Origin of the sequence: Superficieibacter electus (assembly GCF_002915575.1) — a bacterium.
In the GTDB taxonomy this organism is placed as follows: Bacteria; Pseudomonadota; Gammaproteobacteria; order Enterobacterales; family Enterobacteriaceae; genus Superficieibacter; species Superficieibacter electus.
Genome location: NZ_PQGD01000015.1, coordinates 104,530 through 121,584, shown reverse-complemented (window position 1 = coordinate 121,584; position 17,055 = coordinate 104,530). Strand labels below are relative to the sequence as shown.

Sequence of the window (17,055 nt, the reverse complement as noted above, 5' to 3'; positions counted from 1 at the left end):
ATTACCTATTCCCCTTCACCCGGAAATAAAAACGGGTTAATCGAGCTTCTGGCAAAGCCTTCCTGCTCCATGCGCGCATCCAGCACCAGCGTTGCCAGATCGTCGGCTACCGGCTCCACATTCGGGTCTTTTTCCTGATACAAAATCTTCAGGTAAGTACCGCAGTCGCCGCAGCTTTCGGCTTTTACCGCCGCCTGCTCGTTGTCCAGCGACCAGTAGTGCAAATCGCGGGTCTGTTCACAGTTGCTGCATTTGATGCGCACCACGTGCCATTCGGTTTCACACAGGTTGCAGTGCAGGTAACGCAGGCCCTGGGTGGTGCCGATTTGCACGATGCTGGAAACCGGCATTGAACCACACACCGGGCAGAACTGGCGCTGCTCACCGTATTCGGCACGCGCTTTGCCGGGGATCAGGCTCGCCATTTGCGCCCAGTACAGCGACAGCGCAGCCCAGATAAACGGCGCTTTATCACTGCTCACTGACGCAAAATCCGCTGCAAACAGCGCGCTCGCCATCAGCTCCAGTTCCTGTTCCGACGATTTTTCCAGGTTCTCAATCACCGCCAGCGCGGGTCCGCTCATCTCCGGCTTCAGCTCGGCAATCAGCGAATGCAGCAGCTTATGCCAGTGCTTGTCGCGCGGCAGGACATGAATATCCAGCGGCGGCTTGCCCTGCGAGGCGGCTTCTTTGATGCGGGCAGTCAGATCCATCTCAAGTGGATGGTCGTAGAGCACCACTTCCTGGGCGTGGGCGATCAGCGCGGCAAAGCGCAGGTAGTCGCCCAGCGGGTTATTCTCGGCCAGCTCGCGCAGGCGTTCAGCGCGGCGGTTGTACACATTTTTGAGTCTGGGGAACAATAACGGCGGAATTGTCTCCGCCGTGCGTTTCTCGCCTGAACCCAGCTCATCTTGCGGGATTATGCGAATACTCATTCAGATGACTTTTCCTCTTTCTGGCGGACTTCCCGGTACCAGCGTGGGTGATGCTTCCTCGCCCACGTTTTGGTTACCCAGCCTTCCACCATCGCGGTAATGGTGCCTTTTACCCACAGGGCGGCGTAAATATGCACCATGATAACCACAATTAACGCCACTGCCGCAAATGAATGCAGCATTAACGCAAATCGGATCACCGGGATTGAGAAAGCCGGCGCAAAGTACGGACGCCAGATGACCACGCCACTCGCCAGCAACAGCACCAGCAGAATAATCGCCGCCCAGAAAACGCATTTCTGACCGAAGTTATAGCGTCCGGTATCGCCCACTTCCTCGTTGACGACGATCTTACGAATATTCTTCGCCCAAAAGATATCATCCCGATTGATTAGATTGTGATGCCAGTAGCGGAAAAACATGATGATGAAGGAGGCGAACATCACCACACCGACGAACGGATGCAGAATGCGCGCCAGCTGCGGCGTACCCAGAATATGCATCAGCCAGTTAAAGGACGGGAAGAAAAATCCCAGCCCGCTCACCGCCGCCAGGATGAAGCAGAAGGCGGTGACCCAGTGGTTGATGCGTTCCGGTGCCGTGTAGCGCACGATGGTGTCACGTCTTTTCATTTGCGCACCTCGTCTTTCTCTTCGTGCAGATTGTCTTCATCTTCTTCTGCGCGGTTCGGGCCGACACCGACGTAGTGGAAGATACTGGCGGCGAAGGGCGCCGCAAAGCCGACCGCCGCAAGCGGTTTCCAGATGCCTTTCCAGAACTTCACGGTCTGGCTGATTTCCGGGTTCTCCGGCAGGCCGTGATACAGCGTCGGCTTGTCGGCATGATGCAGCACGTACATCACGTGCGTACCGCCAACGCCCGCCGGATCGTACAGGCCCGCGTTATCATAACCACGGGTTTTCAGCTCGTTGACGCGCTCGCCTGCCAGCGTCTTCATATCCTCTTTGGAGCCAAAGTGGATAGCGCCGGTCGGGCAGGTTTTCACGCACGCCGGTTCCTGACCGACAACCACGCGATCCACACACAGGGTGCATTTGTAGACGCGGTTATCTTCCGGGTTCAGGCGTGGGACGTCGAACGGGCAGCCTGCGATGCAGTAGCCGCAGCCGATGCATTGTTCAGACTGGAAGTCGACAATCCCGTTGGCATACTGAATGATAGCCCCTTCTGACGGACATGCTTTCAGACAGCCTGGATCGGCGCAGTGCATACAGCCGTCCTTGCGGATCAGCCACTCCAGTTTGTCGTTCTGCTCCACTTCAGAAAAGCGCATCACCGTCCACGACTTCGCGGTAAGATCCGCCGGGTTGTCATAGACGCCGACGTTGTGTCCCACCTCGTCACGAAGGTCGTTCCACTCCGAACATGCCACCTGACAGGCTTTACAGCCGATGCAGGTGGTGACGTCGATAAGCTTCGCCACCTCTTGCTGGTGATCCCGCGCCTGTGGCGCGGGAGTGAAACCGTTAGTCGCGGAACGACGGATAATGTCTTGCGATTGATAAGCCATAAGTCGTCTCCGTTACACCTTTTCCACGTTCACCAGGAACGCCTTAAACTCCGGCGTCTGGGTGTTCGCATCACCGACAACCGGCGTTAACGTGTTGGCGATAAAGCCTTTTTTCGCCACACCCTCATAGCCCCAGTGGATCGGAATACCGATGGTATCGACATCCTGATTATTCACCTTCAGCGTGCGGATACGTTTGGTCACCACTGCCTTCGCTTTGATATAGCCACGATTAGAGGAGACTTTCACCGTATCACCCTGCGCGATGCCGAGCTTGTTCGCCAGCTTCTCGCCGATCTCCACAAATTGCTCCGGCTGCGCGATGGAGTTCAACAGCGCGTGCTTGGTCCAGTAGTGGAAGTGCTCCGTCAGGCGGTAAGTGGTCCCCACATACGGGAACTTATCCGCTTTCCCCATGGCATCCATATCGTCTTTAAAGACGCGGGCTGCCGGGTTGGAGATCACGTTCGGGTGTAGCGGGTTGGTGCCCAGCGGCGTTTCAAACGGCTCATAGTGTTCCGGGAACGGACCTTCAGCCATCTTATCAGTCGCAAACAGACGACCTACGCCTTCCTGCAGCATGATAAACGGCCCGACATCGCTGCCCGGAGGCGCAGTGTTGTAGTCCGGAATATCTGCCCCGGCCCATTTGCCGTTGCCATAAGAGATAAGCTGGCGTTTCGGGTCCCACGGTTTACCCTGCGGATCGGCAGAGGCGCGGTTATACAGGATGCGGCGGTTCAGCGGCCATGCCCAGGCCCAGCCCAGCGTATTACCCAGTCCGGACGGATCGGCATTGTCGCGGCGGGCCATCTGGTTGCCGTCCGGCGTCCAGCTACCAGCAAAGATCCAGCAGCCGCTGGAGGTGGTGCCGTCATCGCGCAGATGGGCAAATGACGCCAGCTGATTACCTTTTTTCGCCAGTAGCAGACCGGTGGTCGGATCAACGATATCTTCCAGTGCTTTACCGTTGCTCTCCATCGCCACTTCTTCCGCAGACGGATTCTCCGGCGTCAGGTAGTTCCAGCTCATATTCAGCACCTGTTCCGGCAGCGCGCCGCCCTCGGCAGCATACATCTTACGCAAACGCAGGAAGATGCCCGCCAGGATTTCACCATCGTTCAGTGCTTCACCCGGCGCGTCCTGACCCTTCCAGTGCCATTGCAGCCAGCGACCGGAGTTGACAATAGATCCGTTTTCTTCGGCAAAGCAGGTGGACGGCAGACGGAAAACTTCGGTCTGAATTTTCGACGGATCGACATCGTTCGACTCACCGTGGTTCTGCCAGAAGGTAGACGTTTCGGTATTGAGCGGATCGATGGTCACCAGGAACTTCAGTTTCGACAGTGACGAAACCACTTTATTCTTGTTCGGGAACGATGCTACCGGGTTAAAGCCCTGGCAGAGATAACCATTCACCTGACCTTTGGCCATCATGTCGAAGTACTGAAGTACGTCGTAGGCTTTATCCCATTTCGGCAGCCACTCAAAGCCCCAGTCGTTTTCAGCCGTCGCTTTATCCCCGTAAAACGCCTTCATCATCGAGACGAAGAATTTCGGGTAGTTGCTCCAGTAGTTAACCTGGTTTTCCTGCAACGGTTTGGTGGTGTTACCGGCAAAGTAGGTTTCCAGCGTGTCCTGCTTGTCATTCGGCAGCGTCATATAGCCCGGCAGGCTTTGCGACAGCAGACCGAGGTCGGTCAGGCCCTGGATGTTGGAGTGACCGCGCAGGGCGTTTACGCCGCCGCCAGCCATGCCCATATTGCCAAGCAGCAGCTGGATCATCGCCATCGTACGGATGTTTTGCGCACCCACCGAGTGCTGGGTCCAGCCGAGCGCATACAGGAACGACGCGGTTTTATCATGCGCGCTGGTCTCTGCGATGTACTCGCATACTTTCAGGAAATCTGCCTGCGGCGTACCACAAATGTTTTCAACCACGTCCGGCGTGTAGCGGGCAATATGCTTTTTCAGCAGGTTCCACACGCAGCGCGGGTGTTGCAGCGTGGTGTCCCGTTTGGCAAAGCCGCGCTCATCCAGCTCATAGTTCCAGCTTTCTTTATCGTACTTGCGTTTTTCCGGGTCATAACCGGTGAACAGGCCATCATCAAAGCCAAAATCTTCACGCACGATCAAGCTGGCGTTGGTATAGGCTTCGGTGTATTCGCGGTTGTATTTTTCGTTGTTTAGCAGGTACAGCATAACGCCTGACAGGAAAGCAATGTCAGTACCTGAACGAATCGGCGCGTAGAAATCAGCGACCGAGGCAGTACGCGTAAAGCGAGGATCGATAACAATCAGCTTCGCGCCATTGTGGATCTTGGCTTCCATCGCCCAGCGGAACCCTACCGGATGCGCTTCTGCCGCGTTCCCCCCCATCACTACGATAAGGTTGGCGTTCTTCATGTCGACCCAGTGGTTGGTCATCGCACCGCGACCAAATGTTGGAGCAAGACTTGCTACCGTTGGTCCGTGTCAGACACGCGCCTGGTTATCGACGGCTAACATGCCGAGTGCGCGGGTAAATTTTTGCGTTAAATAGCCGGTTTCGTTACTGGAAGCGGAGGCGCACAGCATCCCGGTGGACAGCCAGCGGTTGACGGTGGTGCCTTCAGCATTCTGCGCGATGAAATTGGCGTCGCGGTCTTCTTTCATCAGCTTAGCGATGCGATCAAACGCCTCTTCCCAGCTAATGCGCTGCCATTTATCCGACCCTGGTGCGCGATATTCCGGATACTTCAGGCGGCTGTCAGAGTGGATGAAATCGATGAGGCCGGCCCCTTTCGGGCACAGTGCACCACGGTTTACCGGATGGTCCGGGTCCCCTTCGATATGGAAAATGGATGCTTTGGCATTCTTCGCACCGTCGCCGAGGCTATACATTAATAGCCCACAGCCGACGGAGCAGTATGTGCAAGTGTTACGGGTTTCGCGGGTACGCAACAGTTTGTACTGCCGCGTTTCCGCCAGCGCTACGCCCGGGGCAAAACCCAGCGCCGCTGCCGTTGTGCCTGCCATACCGCCAGCGCAGATCTTAAAGAACTGCCTTCTGCTGACCTGCATGGTTTGCTCCTTGTTTCGACATTGCTCATCAATAATTATGATCTGCTGGCCGGTCATCTGCGGACCTTACCGCTTCTGAGGTATTGATTTACGATAACCCGCCAGTTAATAACCCTGCTAAGAATATCATATTTACCCTGATTGTTTCATTTATGTATATATCAGGAACCCACAATGTTGCGTTGCGCACATTTTTTGCCAAAAAATAGCCCTGTCTAAATGTGCATAGTGATATGAATCAATTTATATAGCGCTGCGAGTCTTCTATCTAACGATGGCATTGACGTAGAACAACTCCGCTTTCGGCACAGCGTTTGCTCCCGGCGGTTAACCGTGCTGAAATAACCTTGTTCTTGCGACTACTTTCAGGAAACACCATGTCCCAGCCTCTTCTTACCGCCGGTGCGGCTTCTCGCCTTATCTGGTCTCGTGACAATACGCGCGTTGCTGTACCGGATAGTCTGGCAGAAGAGGTTCCGGTTGCCCTGGTTTATAACGGCATCTCGCATGTGGTGATGATGGCCTCTCCGAAGGATCTTGAGCACTTTGCCGTCGGTTTTTCGTTATCCGAAGGGATTATAGAAAACCAAAGCGAAATCTTTGGGCTGGACGTGGTGCAGGCATGCAATGGCCTGGAAGTGCAAATTGAGCTGTCCAGCCGCCGTTTTATGGGTCTAAAAGAACGCCGTCGCGCGCTGGCTGGACGCACCGGTTGCGGGGTTTGCGGCGTTGAACAGCTTAACGATATCGGCAAGCCCGTCGCGCCTTTATCCTTTACGCAGACGTTTTCCCTGACCGATCTCGATCGTGGGCTGGCGCAACTGCGCAACTTCCAGCCCATCGGCCAGCTGACAGGCTGTACCCATGCCGCCGCCTGGATGCTTCCTTCCGGCGAGCTGGCGGGGGGACATGAAGACGTAGGTCGTCATGTGGCGCTGGATAAACTGCTTGGCCGCCGCGCGACTGAAGGGAATGCCTGGCAGCAGGGCGCGGTGCTGGTGTCCAGCCGCGCCAGCTATGAAATGGTACAAAAGTCAGCAATGTGCGGTGTGGAGATCCTGTTTGCCGTGTCGGCAGCCACGACGCTGGCAGTAGAGGTGGCGGAACGTTGTAATCTGACGCTGGTCGGGTTTTGCAAGCCGGGTAGGGCGACGATTTATACGCATCCGCAGCGACTGATCGTTGGGTGAATATTCTATGCAACCTTCTCATAAAGGGCTATGGCTGCCAGCTTTTGCTCACTGCATACTACTGAATACGATATCAGACCTTTATAACGCTAAGTATTTGCTTTTACAAAAGTCTACTTCATAATCTCATACTACTTGTAGCTATTCTGAATTATTTCCATTGCGACTGATTCGATATGATAAATATATATTTATATCGTGAGTTTTTGATGTCAATGCCTATAACCAGGAGTATCTACACTCAGAGCTATTCAGCAATATTATGTAAACAATACAAATTACAAAATGAACCATGACGCTATTTTTCAATAGCGAGAGAGGGAGCATGGGTGTTGAAGAAATGAGAGCGTTGCAACCAGGAAGTGATTGTTTTTCTACGGAAGTTAACCTAAACGGCTTGATAGAAGTATTAAGTAAACATCTTTATTCTACGCCCATTGTTGCCGTGCGTGAGCTGGTTCAGAACGGGCACGATGCCATCGTCCGCAGGCGTATAGAGCAGCCGAACGCGCCGCAGGATAATCAGATCCGCGTTACGGCGGATGTCGCGCACTCTATCATTACCATCTCTGACACCGGAGCCGGGTTAACCGAAAGTGAAATTCACGGTTTTTTAGCTACGGTTGGCGTAGGCTATACGCGTATGCTGCGTCAGCAGGATGATGATACCGGGTTAATCGGCATGTTTGGCCTCGGTTTTTTATCCGCCTTTGTGCTGGCGAAAGACGTCAGCGTAATAACGACCTCGTGGCAAACGCCTGAGCAGGGCTGGAAATACCATTCCACTGACGGGCAGCGTTATTCCGTCACCCCCTGCGAGGCCACCGCGCCGGGTACCCGGGTGATACTCAAGCTGAAAGATGAATATAGCCACCTTGCCAGTAATACGCTGCTGGAACGCGTGCTCTCACGTTACTGCATCCTGCTTCACGAACCGGTCTATGTCGGCGATGCGTCTGAACCCGTCAATAAACTCCTGCCGCCCTGGCGCGACGCTGCACCGGAAGGCGTAACGCTACACCGGGCACTGGTACAGCGTAAAAATCTGGCCTTTGCGGCGCAATTTGAATCGTCTTTTGAACCCATTTGTACCATGCCAGTGACGCCTCTGGGTTCAAGCGATGCGGTAGGGATTCTGTGGATTCAGGACGGTGCGACCTATGGCACCAGCGATAACCGCAATTTATCACTTTTTTTACGAGGTATGTTGCTGGATGACGAAGCGCGCGAGTTGCTGCCTCCCTGGGCGGGTTTTATTGGCGGAGTGATTGAATCATCAACCCTGACGCCAACAGCAAGCCGTGAAGATCTGCAACGAGATGAAATCTGGCATGCCGTGCGGGACGCATTAACCGAGTCGCTCATTGCCGGGTTATCTGATTTAGCACAAAACCAGCCGGAACTCTGGCGGCGTGTACTGTTACGCCATAATGAGGCATTGTTGGGAGCCGCGTTGTGTGACGACCGTCTGTTCGACTTGCTGAAAGACAGGCTACAGGTACCCACGTCCAAAGGTGCACTGCTGGCTAAAGACTTAAGGGTGAATAACAGCATCAATATCCTGTTAAGCCAGGACGGCGGCTTTGAGGAGATGCTATTTCATATATTGCAGCGTCCTGTTGCCAGAGGCGATCGCTATGCGGTTGTGCCTTTTCTGCGTCGCTGGGCATCAACTTACCACTGTCGGATCATAGAGGTGGGAACGCGTACGGGCAATGAACAGCTTTTTAGCCTTGCTGATTTACCCGACGAACAGGTTACTTATCTGGAAACGCATCTCTGCGATGGCGAGCAGCTTATCATTTCCCGCTTTGAACCTGCCGTGCTGCCGTTAGTAGTGACACTGGATCGGGAGGCGGAACTCAAACAAATCCTTGAGCAGGATGATGCCGATAAGCGCATGAGCACCGCAGCATTAATGCTTGCGCGGCAGTTTACGTCGCAAATCAAACAAACCAAAACGTCGAGCCTGTACCTTAATTTAAATAACCCCTGCGTTATGCAACTCGTCGCTGCATTGCAGCATCAGCGCCAACCGATTGCAGCGTTAAAAGTATTAAAGTCATTGAAGGTCATACTTTGTGCTGGCGGTAATAAGCATCAGCAGTGGGATCTCCACCAGGCTCTCGACGATTTTACTCAGGTAATACCCACATTAATTAATAACGGAGAATAAAAATGGATACATGGGAATGGTACAACAAATACAGTAAAGAATTGAGCGATGCCGGACAAGGGTATATTCCCCAGCTGATTGAAGATTTCTCCGATAGCGTACTGCACCTGCAAATGGAGAAAGCCGACGCATTATTGCCGGAAGTGAAGGCGCTTAATCAGACTGCGAAAAACCCCTGGCTGGAGATATTTATTGGCCACTGGGAGCTACGTCATCGCCTGACGAACTATAGTGAAGGTGAAAAGGTGTTGCCGGATGTCGTTGCATTATTCGAAAAAGCGCATCGCGAAGACGCCGTGGGCTGCCCACAATCGGTATGCGTGACCCAGGATCTGTCCGCCTGTTATGAAAACATTGATGGCCCGGGGTGGGCGGCGGAACGTATGGCGGTTTGCGAGGAGACGATGGGCCGCATCGACCCGACCTGGAGCTGCTTTCAATGTTTATCCACCGAATACGCCAGCGCATTAATGGATACGCAAAAAAATGAGCAGGCGCTGGCGTATCTGGATAAACAAATTGCCGCCGTTCGTGCATCCGGAGAGGAAAATGTTGAGCCGTTATTAGCGACGCGGATTGATATACTGATTGCGCTACAGCGTTACGATGAAGCAAAAGCCCTGGTTGAAGAACTTGGCGAAGAAAATGATTACTGGGCGCGCGATCGCGTCAGCTATCTCTTAAAGAAACTGTATATTCTGGCGCTCTCGGGACAAGACGATGAGGTCTGGGAGCAGCTTCCTTCATTGTCGGATATTACGCCATACGGCTGGGATCAGTGGCTTGATATTATTGGCGTATTACTGCCGCGTCATCCCGATCGCAATACCTGGCAACTGGCGAGAGTGATTCAGCAAATACTGGAACAACGCTCGCAGGTTGGCGCGCATCGCAAGGTCGTCGAACTGGCTAAGCTGCAAATCACGCTGGCGCTGGCGCGTGAGTCCGTCTGGATAGCAAAATCAGCGTTGAAACTGGCGCAGCGGCACATTCCCAAATTACGCGCCTTGCTGGGTGTGGATGTTGAATTCCTTGAACTCAGCGAAAAAATTGCGGCGAAGGAAGCCGAATTGCTTGCCAGCCCTCCGGTCACCGCCATGGAAAATAGTGCTGAAGAAGTGCCCGCCGATCCGGAAAAAGATGTCGAAACCTATCGACGTGCATTCCTGCAAGAACCTGATAATGCGGAACTGGCCGGTAAACTGGCTGACGCCCTGAACGCCTGTTATGCCAGGGATGAAGCGATTGAGGTTCTGCATCATTATGTTGAGCGGCATTTACAGGATGACGAAGCGTTGTGCTTCCAGTTGCTTGATTTGCTGGTCGCTAAGGGTGATGTTGAGGCGATTGAACAGCTGGCGCGTCGCTATGAAGACGCTGGCGTAGAACATATGGCGTTATGGTTCCGTTCCCGGGTACTCAATCAACAAGGCGACTGGGCTGGACTGGAAGCACTGGGCCAGCAATTACTCCAGCATGAGCTTGCCCGCGAATGGCCGGGCGTGTATCAATTAAATGCCTGGGCAGCACAAAAGCAGTCAGCGTTTGACCGGCAGCTTGAGTATTTACAACAGCTTCTGGCCTTACAGGCCCGGCGTGAGCAGGATACCCGCAACACCCAATGGGATATCATGGCCGCCGCCAGTACGTTGCAGCGCTGGGATATCGTCCGCCAAACGGCGGCAGAGCTTGATATGCCGCTCACCGAAGGCGAAGGATTTATTGATGATAATCTGGGCATTATCCGCCTGCATTACCGTGAAAACTATGAGAGCCGTTACTATTATGCCCAGCGCATCGGGCCGGTAACCGCCCGAGTCATTGAACCTGCTTACCGCACCGATCTTCCACAGCATGTTGACGAAATCGTGGTGTTTGACGCTGAACTCCTGAACAGACCACCGGAAGATGAGGAAGAGCGGAAGAATTTCATGCCGCTTTACAATGTGTTAAGGACAATAATCCCCACCACCTATGGTGAGTCCTGGTTCTGCGATGGCGTTATGCCAGAGGAAGCACAGTACACCGCGTTCCGCGAGGCATTAAATGAATTGCAGTGGCATTACTGGAGTAATAGCCCGGAAGATTACACGCTAACGGATAGCCGGCAGAGTGAAGATGCAGAGCCGCTGCCGGGCTTCTATTTTGTCATCAGCGTGCCGCAGTCGGTGGCGAAAGTAGATATCGATAAAACTCTCGACCGTTTAACCGCAGACTGGGAACATCCCCTGTGCTGGTGGGGACTGGCGCGGGCCGCTGGCGCAAATGAAGACAAGCATCGCGCCATTGCGGAGCGTTATGGGATGTAGCGATTGCGGATGACCGCGGGTCAGGGCTGAGCTTACCGAAAATAGTGGTAGTCTTAGCCCTGAATAATATTTATACCTGACTCAACTCTGTTTCCCGGGGAACCTGAATTAGCGTCTAAAATTTTTATTTGTGTCTGGTAGTTATCATAACAAACTGTTAATAAAGCTATTTATAGAGGTGGACCAGGTATTGCATTGATATGTTTAGTCAATAACCAAAGGCTCTGCACTATGTCATTGCTCTACCAAAATCCAATCATTCATGCGGATTATGCTGACCCGGATGTCATACGTACCGGGAAGGATTTCTGGCTGGTGTCGTCCAGTTTTCATCAACTTCCGGGTCTGCCACTGCTTCACTCCCGCGACCTCATCCACTGGAAAATAGTGAATCACATTATTACCGCTCTCCCCTCGCCGGAATACGATTCCGTGCAGCCGGGAAAAGGGGTCTGGGCACCGTCAATCCGCTTTCATAACGATCAATTTTGGGTATTTTACAGCCTGCCTGATACCGGTATTTTTGTGACGCATGCGCGTGATCCGCTGGGTAAGTGGAGCGAACCGCGTTGCCTGAAAGCAGAGCCGGGATGGATAGATCCTTGTCCCTTCTGGGATGATGACGGCAGAGCGTGGTTGATCCATGCGTTTGCTTTCAGCCGCAGCGGGATTAAAAATAAGCTGCAACTGGTCGAAATGATGCCGGACGCCTCTCGTCTGCTGGATAATGAACGTATTATTTTCGACGGTACGCCTTCACACCCGACGCTGGAAGGCCCGAAACTGTATAAGCGCAACGGCGAATACTGGATTTTCGCTCCGGCAGGTGGGGTTAAGCGCGGCTGGCAAACGGTATTCCGGGCAACATCGCTGTACGGTCCCTGGGCGTTTCGTGATGTTCTGCACCAGGGGGCAACGCCCGTCAATGGTCCACATCAGGGCGCATGGGTTGAGCTGCCGAACGGTGAAAACGGATTCATCCATTTTCAGGATAAAGGAGTATATGGCCGCATTATCCATCTCCAGCCGCTGCGCTGGGCAAATGACGGCTGGCCACATATTGGCAAGCCGCTGGATGAAAATGGTAAGGGGCAGCCGGTGCAGACGTACCGGCTACCCGCTTTAGCCCCTTCGCCTTGCGTGTTACAGGATAGTGATGATTTTGCCGGGGGCAAGCCCGGGCTACAGTGGCAGTGGCAGGCGAACCCGCAAGATAACTGGCTTGCTTCAGGCCCCGTGGGGCTGTCTTTGCGTTGTATACCAACGCCCGCCGATCTTAGCCTTTATTATTTACCCCAGTTGCTGTTGCAAAAATTTCCCGCTGAACGTTTTAGTGCCCGTGTTGTTGTACAGCCTGTGTTCTACCAGCAAGGCGATGAAGGGGGAATTGCGATCTATGGTCAGCGTTTTGCTGCCTTATGCGTAATGCTGACTGACACCGGGATAACGCTTTGTTTTCGTCATGGATGGATGGACGATCGAGGGGCGATTAATGAGGCTGTCCTGCCGGTCAGGGAACTTAACGATATAGCCCACATCGAGCTGGGATATTGCGTTAGTTACGATGGCCTTGTTTCTTTCCGGTACCGACTATCCGGCGATAGCTGGCAGAGTGTTACGCCCCCATTTTCTGCCAGCGCAGGGAAATGGATCGGCGCACGGATGGGAATTTACGCACGTGGACAACATGAAGAACATACCGGTAAGGTCACGTTTTCCAGATTTGTCGTGACGCAGCAGTAGTACAAGGGGCAGTCAGGCTGCCCCTTCCCGTTGTTACCTTACTCAAGATAGTAACGGATACCCAGCCGGAAGCGCACCTGGTCGTCGTGATTTTGATCCTGATCGAGCCAGGCGACTTCTGCATAAGGCAACCAGTGTTTATCGACACGATAACGGGCGACAATACTCGGTTCCCAGTGCGTTTTCTGCCCGTTCGAGGCATTAAAATCATTCGTGTTCACGAAAAATTCCGGATTAAGTTGCAACCACAATTTTTCGCTGGCCTGATAATTAAGATACAGATCAAATTGATGGCTGTCGTTATAATCCATATATCCATTGTAATCGCGTTCTTTATGCGTCATATGGTTATAACGATAACGACCGCTAAAACTTAATGCTTTATTAATTTTATAATCCAGCGTCAAATAAGGTGCCAGTTTGGTCCCGTTACTATCAATATCGGTTAATCCGCCGGGCGTCAGGGTCCATTTATCATCTAAGGGGAAGGGATACCAGCCTTCAAACTCCTGGAAAGAGCTTTTCATTTGGTCAAAATCCTGCCCTAAATCATACATGGCAGAAGCAAGAACGCCAGCGCCATTATCAAATATGTGTCCCAAACCAATTTTATACTGATTTTTTTCAGCAGCCGTAGTATGTGCGTATCGATTATCAATCCAGGTTGCCGCAGCCATAGCATTCAGAGTAAAACAGGACAGTGGTAAGCCAATAATCATTGCATGTAATTTTTTCATTTTTATTCCCTTGAGATGTAATGCGTTCTTTGCAGTATTTTTTTCAAAGAAACGCCAGGTCATATAAAATTGCAAAAGATGTGCCAAAAAATAAAGTGCTTAAATTACATGCGGTTAAACTTAAGGGTAATAAATTCATTAGACACTGCTATCGTTTTAGCCATTTTTATCTTTCTTTTAGCATCAGCGTAAACACTAATTGCGATAATCATCACATTCTGGCAGAAATATCATACAGTAATGGTTTTCCGCTTAACCAGCGTTGAAATTCATCCAGTACGCAATTCGCAAGCCGACGAGTTTCATTATTAAGTGCGCCAGCGATATGGCTGGTAAGCTGCACATTGGGTAATGTATAAAGTAGTGACTCTGCCGCTGGTGGTTCCGGTTTGGTGACATCCAGCAAGGCCGTGAGATCCGGACGCTCCAGCAGAACCTCAATAAGTTCCTCTTCATTCACCTGACGCCCTCTGCCGGTATTTATGAAAACTGCGCCTGACCGCATTCGACGAAACAAATTTCCGTTAAGAATGCCGATATTATCCGGACGATCGGGTAGATGATTACTGATCACGTAAGCGCTGGCAAAAGCCTGCTCCAAAGAGAGAGTGCGTTTTTCCTCGCGTGAAGGAATGACAATAACGTCCAGATAAAAAGGCTGGAGCAAACGCTGCAACGCCTGAGATATTGCTCCGGCACCAATTAATGCTACACGCTCTTGATAGTTTCCTGGCGCTGGATGATGATTCGCCAGCGATGAAAATAACGAGGGATCGGTATATTCCCGCTGATTACGAAAATATCCTTTGCAACCCAATAGTATTTGCGCCAGGCAAAATTCTGCCACCGGAATTGCATTTGCCTGCCAGGCGCTGACTACTTTTATTTTTCTGGCTAATAACGGCGCGGAAAAGTAGTCCGTTGCGCCTGCGGCATAAAACACAACTTTCAGGGCAGGCAGCATATCAAGTTGTGTTTCAGTAAGCGGAAACATTCCCCATGTAGTAAATATGACTTGCAGATCTTTCAGTGCGGGCAATGCAGCTTCGATATTTTCTGGTGTGATCGGGACAGGATACAGGTTACAACGTGCGTTAATTTCATTGATATGTAATGGTTGATAAACCTGATAAAGTTTTTCAGATTGGCAGGTAAATAAAGCAGCGTGCCAGCTCATAAATACTCCGTAAAGCGCCCCCTTATGCAAAGGGGGCTGACGGTTTAAATAATTCCTACACCGGCGGCGGCAAAACCGAGAACGATCAGCAGGATTAATACTTTATTAGGACTGACTTTCTTATTCAGCAGTTTCAAACAGCCCAGCACCAGTAAAAGTGGGATCAGACCAACACAAATTTTATCGAGGATCTCCTGTAGCACAAAGGGCTGTCCGGCAATGGTTGTCTTAAAGGTGGTAGTAAATTTCACCATGCTGGCGCTCATCGCGCCAACCATCATTAACCCCATGATCGACGACGCTTTAGTGATACAGCTAAGCAGGCCGGATTGCGTGGCTTCGGCGATGTACTTCGATCCCAGACGATAGCCCATCACGCCGCCGTAATAGCGCAGCAGGTAGCTGGGAATATTATAAATAAGCAGAAATAATAGCGGGCCGAGCGGATTGCCCTGTGAGGCCAGGCCTATAGCGATACCGGTAGCAATAATACGCAGCACACCGTAAAAAAAGGAGTCGCCGACTCCGGCAAACGGCCCCATCAGCGCAACTTTGATACCGTTGATGCTGGAGGTATCAAAATTCGGGTTGGCCGCATTTTCTTTTTCCATCGACAGCGTCAGCCCCATAATGAAAGGAGCCAGATGTTGATTGGTATTAAAGAACTGGCTATTACGCTTTAACGCATCAAGATAACGATGCGGATCGCCAGCGTAGATTTTTTTCAGCATCGGTGCCAGCGCCCAGCCATAGCTTAACCCTTCCATCCGGGTGAAATTCATCGACCCGAGCAGAGGAAACTGACGGATAAATAGCTGGCGAAACAGTTTTTTCTCGCTTTTGTCATCGCTATACGCACTGACATTTTTTATCTGGATATCAGTCATTGAAGAACCCGTCCTTATCATCTACCGACGCCGGTGCTGCTACTGTCGTCGCCTGTTTATTCGCTTTAAGTTGGTTAAATTCATTGAAGCAAAGGTAGACCGCAACGGAGGCTGCGATAATCGCGATGCCCATAATCGGCAGTTGCAGATACGCTGCCATTGCAAAGCCGATGAAGAAGAAGGCGGCAATATTACGGTTCCATAACGCTTTTAGCAGGATCGCAAATCCCAGTGCGGGAAGCATACCGCCGACTGCCGTCATGCCGCGCATCACCGTGCCGGGAATACTTTCCACCAGGCTGCGGATCACGTCAGTGCCGAACAGAATGCCGAAAAAGGCAATCAGGGCGAAAGGGACACCATAGAAGAAGGTCATTCCCAGCGTCAGGCCGAGCGCGGCGCGATCGTGTCCTTGCTCCAGTAGCGCGTCATATTTTTCTACCAGCGCGGTATAAACCAGTTTCAGCACCTGATAGACAAATACGGCCAACAGGCTGATCGGCAATGCCAGCGCAACGGCAACCGGAGGCGCAGCATGGGTCAGAATAGTAAATGCGGTTGCCAGCACCGACCCCACCGCGAGATCGGCAGGAACCGAGCCGCCAATGGTGATAGTACCAAGAAAAATAAGCTCCAGTGTGGCACCAATAATGATGCCCTGCTGGACATCACCCAGCACCAGCCCTACCAGTGCGCCGCAAATCAACGGACGTTCTATTAGCGGCTGACCTAGCGTGTGATCGGCGGTTTTCACCAAAAACATCACCAGAGCAACAAGAATTGCAGACGTTAACATGATGACCTCGCTTAACTGGCGGCGTTATCCAGCATCTCAATCAGATTTTTCACTGGATGAGAGGGCAGAACCTGGTATTCAACTTTCACACCGCGACTGGCGATAGCATTAAAATCCGCCACATCCTCCGGCGTGACATAGACGGTATCGCTAATGCGTTTTTTTGCCGCCAGGTTATCGGTGATGCGTCCCGAATTAGCGACGTTTAGCGTTTTTATTCCCGGAACCTGCTCGATCAGACGACGGGCATCGGTTGCGTTATTAACGATAACCATTATTTTCATGCTTTCTGAACGCGGATCATTAAGTACATCGCTCGCGTCCTTTACCGCCATAATCGCGCATTTCGCGGTATCCGGTGCTGCCATGCGCAGCGACATCTTTTGTACCTCGTTATTCACAATCTGATCGTTGGCAACCAGAATACGATTGACGCCAAGATGTTTGGTCCAGACCACGGCGACCTGGCCGTGAATAAGACGATCATCAATACGAACTAAAGAAATCATGG

At 52.1% G+C, this 17,055-nt stretch carries 13 protein-coding genes; 4 read left to right on the top strand and 9 right to left on the bottom strand.

What is annotated here, in order from left to right:
- Positions 1–5: 5 nt before the first annotated feature.
- The 4 genes from fdhE to fdnG are packed head-to-tail and all read right to left on the bottom strand — an operon-like array spanning position 6 to position 5,529.
- Positions 6–935 (bottom strand): formate dehydrogenase accessory protein FdhE, encoded by a 930-nt coding sequence (gene fdhE, locus CHU32_RS18610; RefSeq protein WP_103676787.1) that lies wholly within the window; start codon positions 933–935, stop codon positions 6–8.
- Complete coding sequence (gene fdoI, locus CHU32_RS18605; protein WP_103676788.1) at positions 932–1,567, bottom strand: formate dehydrogenase cytochrome b556 subunit; 636 nt, start codon at positions 1,565–1,567, stop codon at positions 932–934. The genes fdhE and fdoI overlap by 4 nt, the downstream gene beginning before the upstream one ends.
- Positions 1,564–2,466 carry a formate dehydrogenase subunit beta gene (gene fdxH / locus CHU32_RS18600; protein ID WP_103750908.1) on the bottom strand — a complete coding sequence of 301 codons (903 nt, stop codon included), beginning with the start codon at positions 2,464–2,466 and terminating at the stop codon, positions 1,564–1,566. Before fdxH ends, fdoI begins: the two co-directional genes overlap by 4 nt.
- 12 nt (positions 2,467–2,478) lie before the next feature.
- Complete coding sequence (gene fdnG / locus CHU32_RS18595; protein ID WP_103676790.1) at positions 2,479–5,529, bottom strand: formate dehydrogenase-N subunit alpha; 3,051 nt, start codon at positions 5,527–5,529, stop codon at positions 2,479–2,481.
- 377 nt (positions 5,530–5,906) lie between these two features.
- Between fdnG and fdhD the strand changes: the two genes are divergently transcribed.
- The 4 genes from fdhD to CHU32_RS18570 all read left to right on the top strand — a co-directional run bounded on the left by fdhD (position 5,907) and on the right by CHU32_RS18570 (position 12,947).
- Entirely contained in the window at positions 5,907–6,719 is an 813-nt protein-coding gene (gene fdhD / locus CHU32_RS18585) for a formate dehydrogenase accessory sulfurtransferase FdhD (RefSeq protein ID WP_103676791.1), read from the top strand.
- 340 nt (positions 6,720–7,059) lie between these two features.
- Entirely contained in the window at positions 7,060–8,895 is a 1,836-nt protein-coding gene (locus CHU32_RS18580; protein WP_103676884.1) for an ATP-binding protein, read from the top strand.
- Positions 8,896–8,897: 2 nt separating this feature from the next.
- Positions 8,898–11,204 (top strand): hypothetical protein, encoded by a 2,307-nt coding sequence (locus CHU32_RS18575; protein WP_103676792.1) that lies wholly within the window; start codon positions 8,898–8,900, stop codon positions 11,202–11,204.
- 231 nt (positions 11,205–11,435) lie between these two features.
- Positions 11,436–12,947, top strand: a complete 1,512-nt coding sequence (locus CHU32_RS18570) for a glycoside hydrolase family 43 protein (RefSeq protein WP_103676793.1) — start codon at positions 11,436–11,438, stop codon at positions 12,945–12,947.
- A 38-nt stretch (positions 12,948–12,985) separates the two neighbouring features.
- Here the strand turns inward: CHU32_RS18570 and CHU32_RS18565 are convergent, their stop codons facing one another.
- The 5 genes from CHU32_RS18565 to CHU32_RS18545 all read right to left on the bottom strand — a co-directional run bounded on the left by CHU32_RS18565 (position 12,986) and on the right by CHU32_RS18545 (position 17,053).
- Positions 12,986–13,684, bottom strand: coding sequence for an oligogalacturonate-specific porin KdgM family protein (locus CHU32_RS18565; protein ID WP_103676794.1), 699 nt, complete (start codon positions 13,682–13,684; stop codon positions 12,986–12,988).
- 211 nt (positions 13,685–13,895) lie between these two features.
- Entirely contained in the window at positions 13,896–14,861 is a 966-nt protein-coding gene (locus tag CHU32_RS18560) for an NAD(P)-dependent oxidoreductase (RefSeq protein ID WP_103676795.1), read from the bottom strand.
- A 44-nt stretch (positions 14,862–14,905) separates the two neighbouring features.
- Positions 14,906–15,748: a PTS system mannose/fructose/sorbose family transporter subunit IID gene (locus tag CHU32_RS18555; RefSeq protein ID WP_103676796.1), complete on the bottom strand. Its 843-nt coding sequence runs from the start codon at positions 15,746–15,748 to the stop codon at positions 14,906–14,908.
- Positions 15,741–16,544, bottom strand: a complete 804-nt coding sequence (locus CHU32_RS18550; RefSeq protein ID WP_103676797.1) for a PTS mannose/fructose/sorbose/N-acetylgalactosamine transporter subunit IIC — start codon at positions 16,542–16,544, stop codon at positions 15,741–15,743. The genes CHU32_RS18555 and CHU32_RS18550 overlap by 8 nt, the downstream gene beginning before the upstream one ends.
- 11 nt (positions 16,545–16,555) lie before the next feature.
- Positions 16,556–17,053 (bottom strand): PTS sugar transporter subunit IIB, encoded by a 498-nt coding sequence (locus tag CHU32_RS18545; protein WP_103676798.1) that lies wholly within the window; start codon positions 17,051–17,053, stop codon positions 16,556–16,558.
- Positions 17,054–17,055: the final 2 nt, after the last annotated feature.

Excerpts from the sequence above, each read along its gene's own strand:
- fdhE (WP_103676787.1), bottom strand. The coding sequence starts at position 935 with ATGAGTATTCGCATAATCCCGCAAGATGAGCTGGGTTCAGGCGAGAAA.
- fdoI (WP_103676788.1), bottom strand. The coding sequence starts at position 1,567 with ATGAAAAGACGTGACACCATCGTGCGCTACACGGCACCGGAACGCATC.
- fdxH (WP_103750908.1), bottom strand. The coding sequence starts at position 2,466 with ATGGCTTATCAATCGCAAGACATTATCCGTCGTTCCGCGACTAACGGT.
- fdhD (WP_103676791.1), top strand. The coding sequence starts at position 5,907 with ATGTCCCAGCCTCTTCTTACCGCCGGTGCGGCTTCTCGCCTTATCTGG.
- CHU32_RS18580 (WP_103676884.1), top strand. The coding sequence starts at position 7,060 with ATGAGAGCGTTGCAACCAGGAAGTGATTGTTTTTCTACGGAAGTTAAC.
- CHU32_RS18575 (WP_103676792.1), top strand. The coding sequence starts at position 8,898 with ATGGATACATGGGAATGGTACAACAAATACAGTAAAGAATTGAGCGAT.
- CHU32_RS18570 (WP_103676793.1), top strand. The coding sequence starts at position 11,436 with ATGTCATTGCTCTACCAAAATCCAATCATTCATGCGGATTATGCTGAC.
- CHU32_RS18565 (WP_103676794.1), bottom strand. The coding sequence starts at position 13,684 with ATGAAAAAATTACATGCAATGATTATTGGCTTACCACTGTCCTGTTTT.
- CHU32_RS18560 (WP_103676795.1), bottom strand. The coding sequence starts at position 14,861 with ATGAGCTGGCACGCTGCTTTATTTACCTGCCAATCTGAAAAACTTTAT.
- CHU32_RS18555 (WP_103676796.1), bottom strand. The coding sequence starts at position 15,748 with ATGACTGATATCCAGATAAAAAATGTCAGTGCGTATAGCGATGACAAA.
- CHU32_RS18550 (WP_103676797.1), bottom strand. The coding sequence starts at position 16,544 with ATGTTAACGTCTGCAATTCTTGTTGCTCTGGTGATGTTTTTGGTGAAA.
- CHU32_RS18545 (WP_103676798.1), bottom strand. The coding sequence starts at position 17,053 with ATGATTTCTTTAGTTCGTATTGATGATCGTCTTATTCACGGCCAGGTC.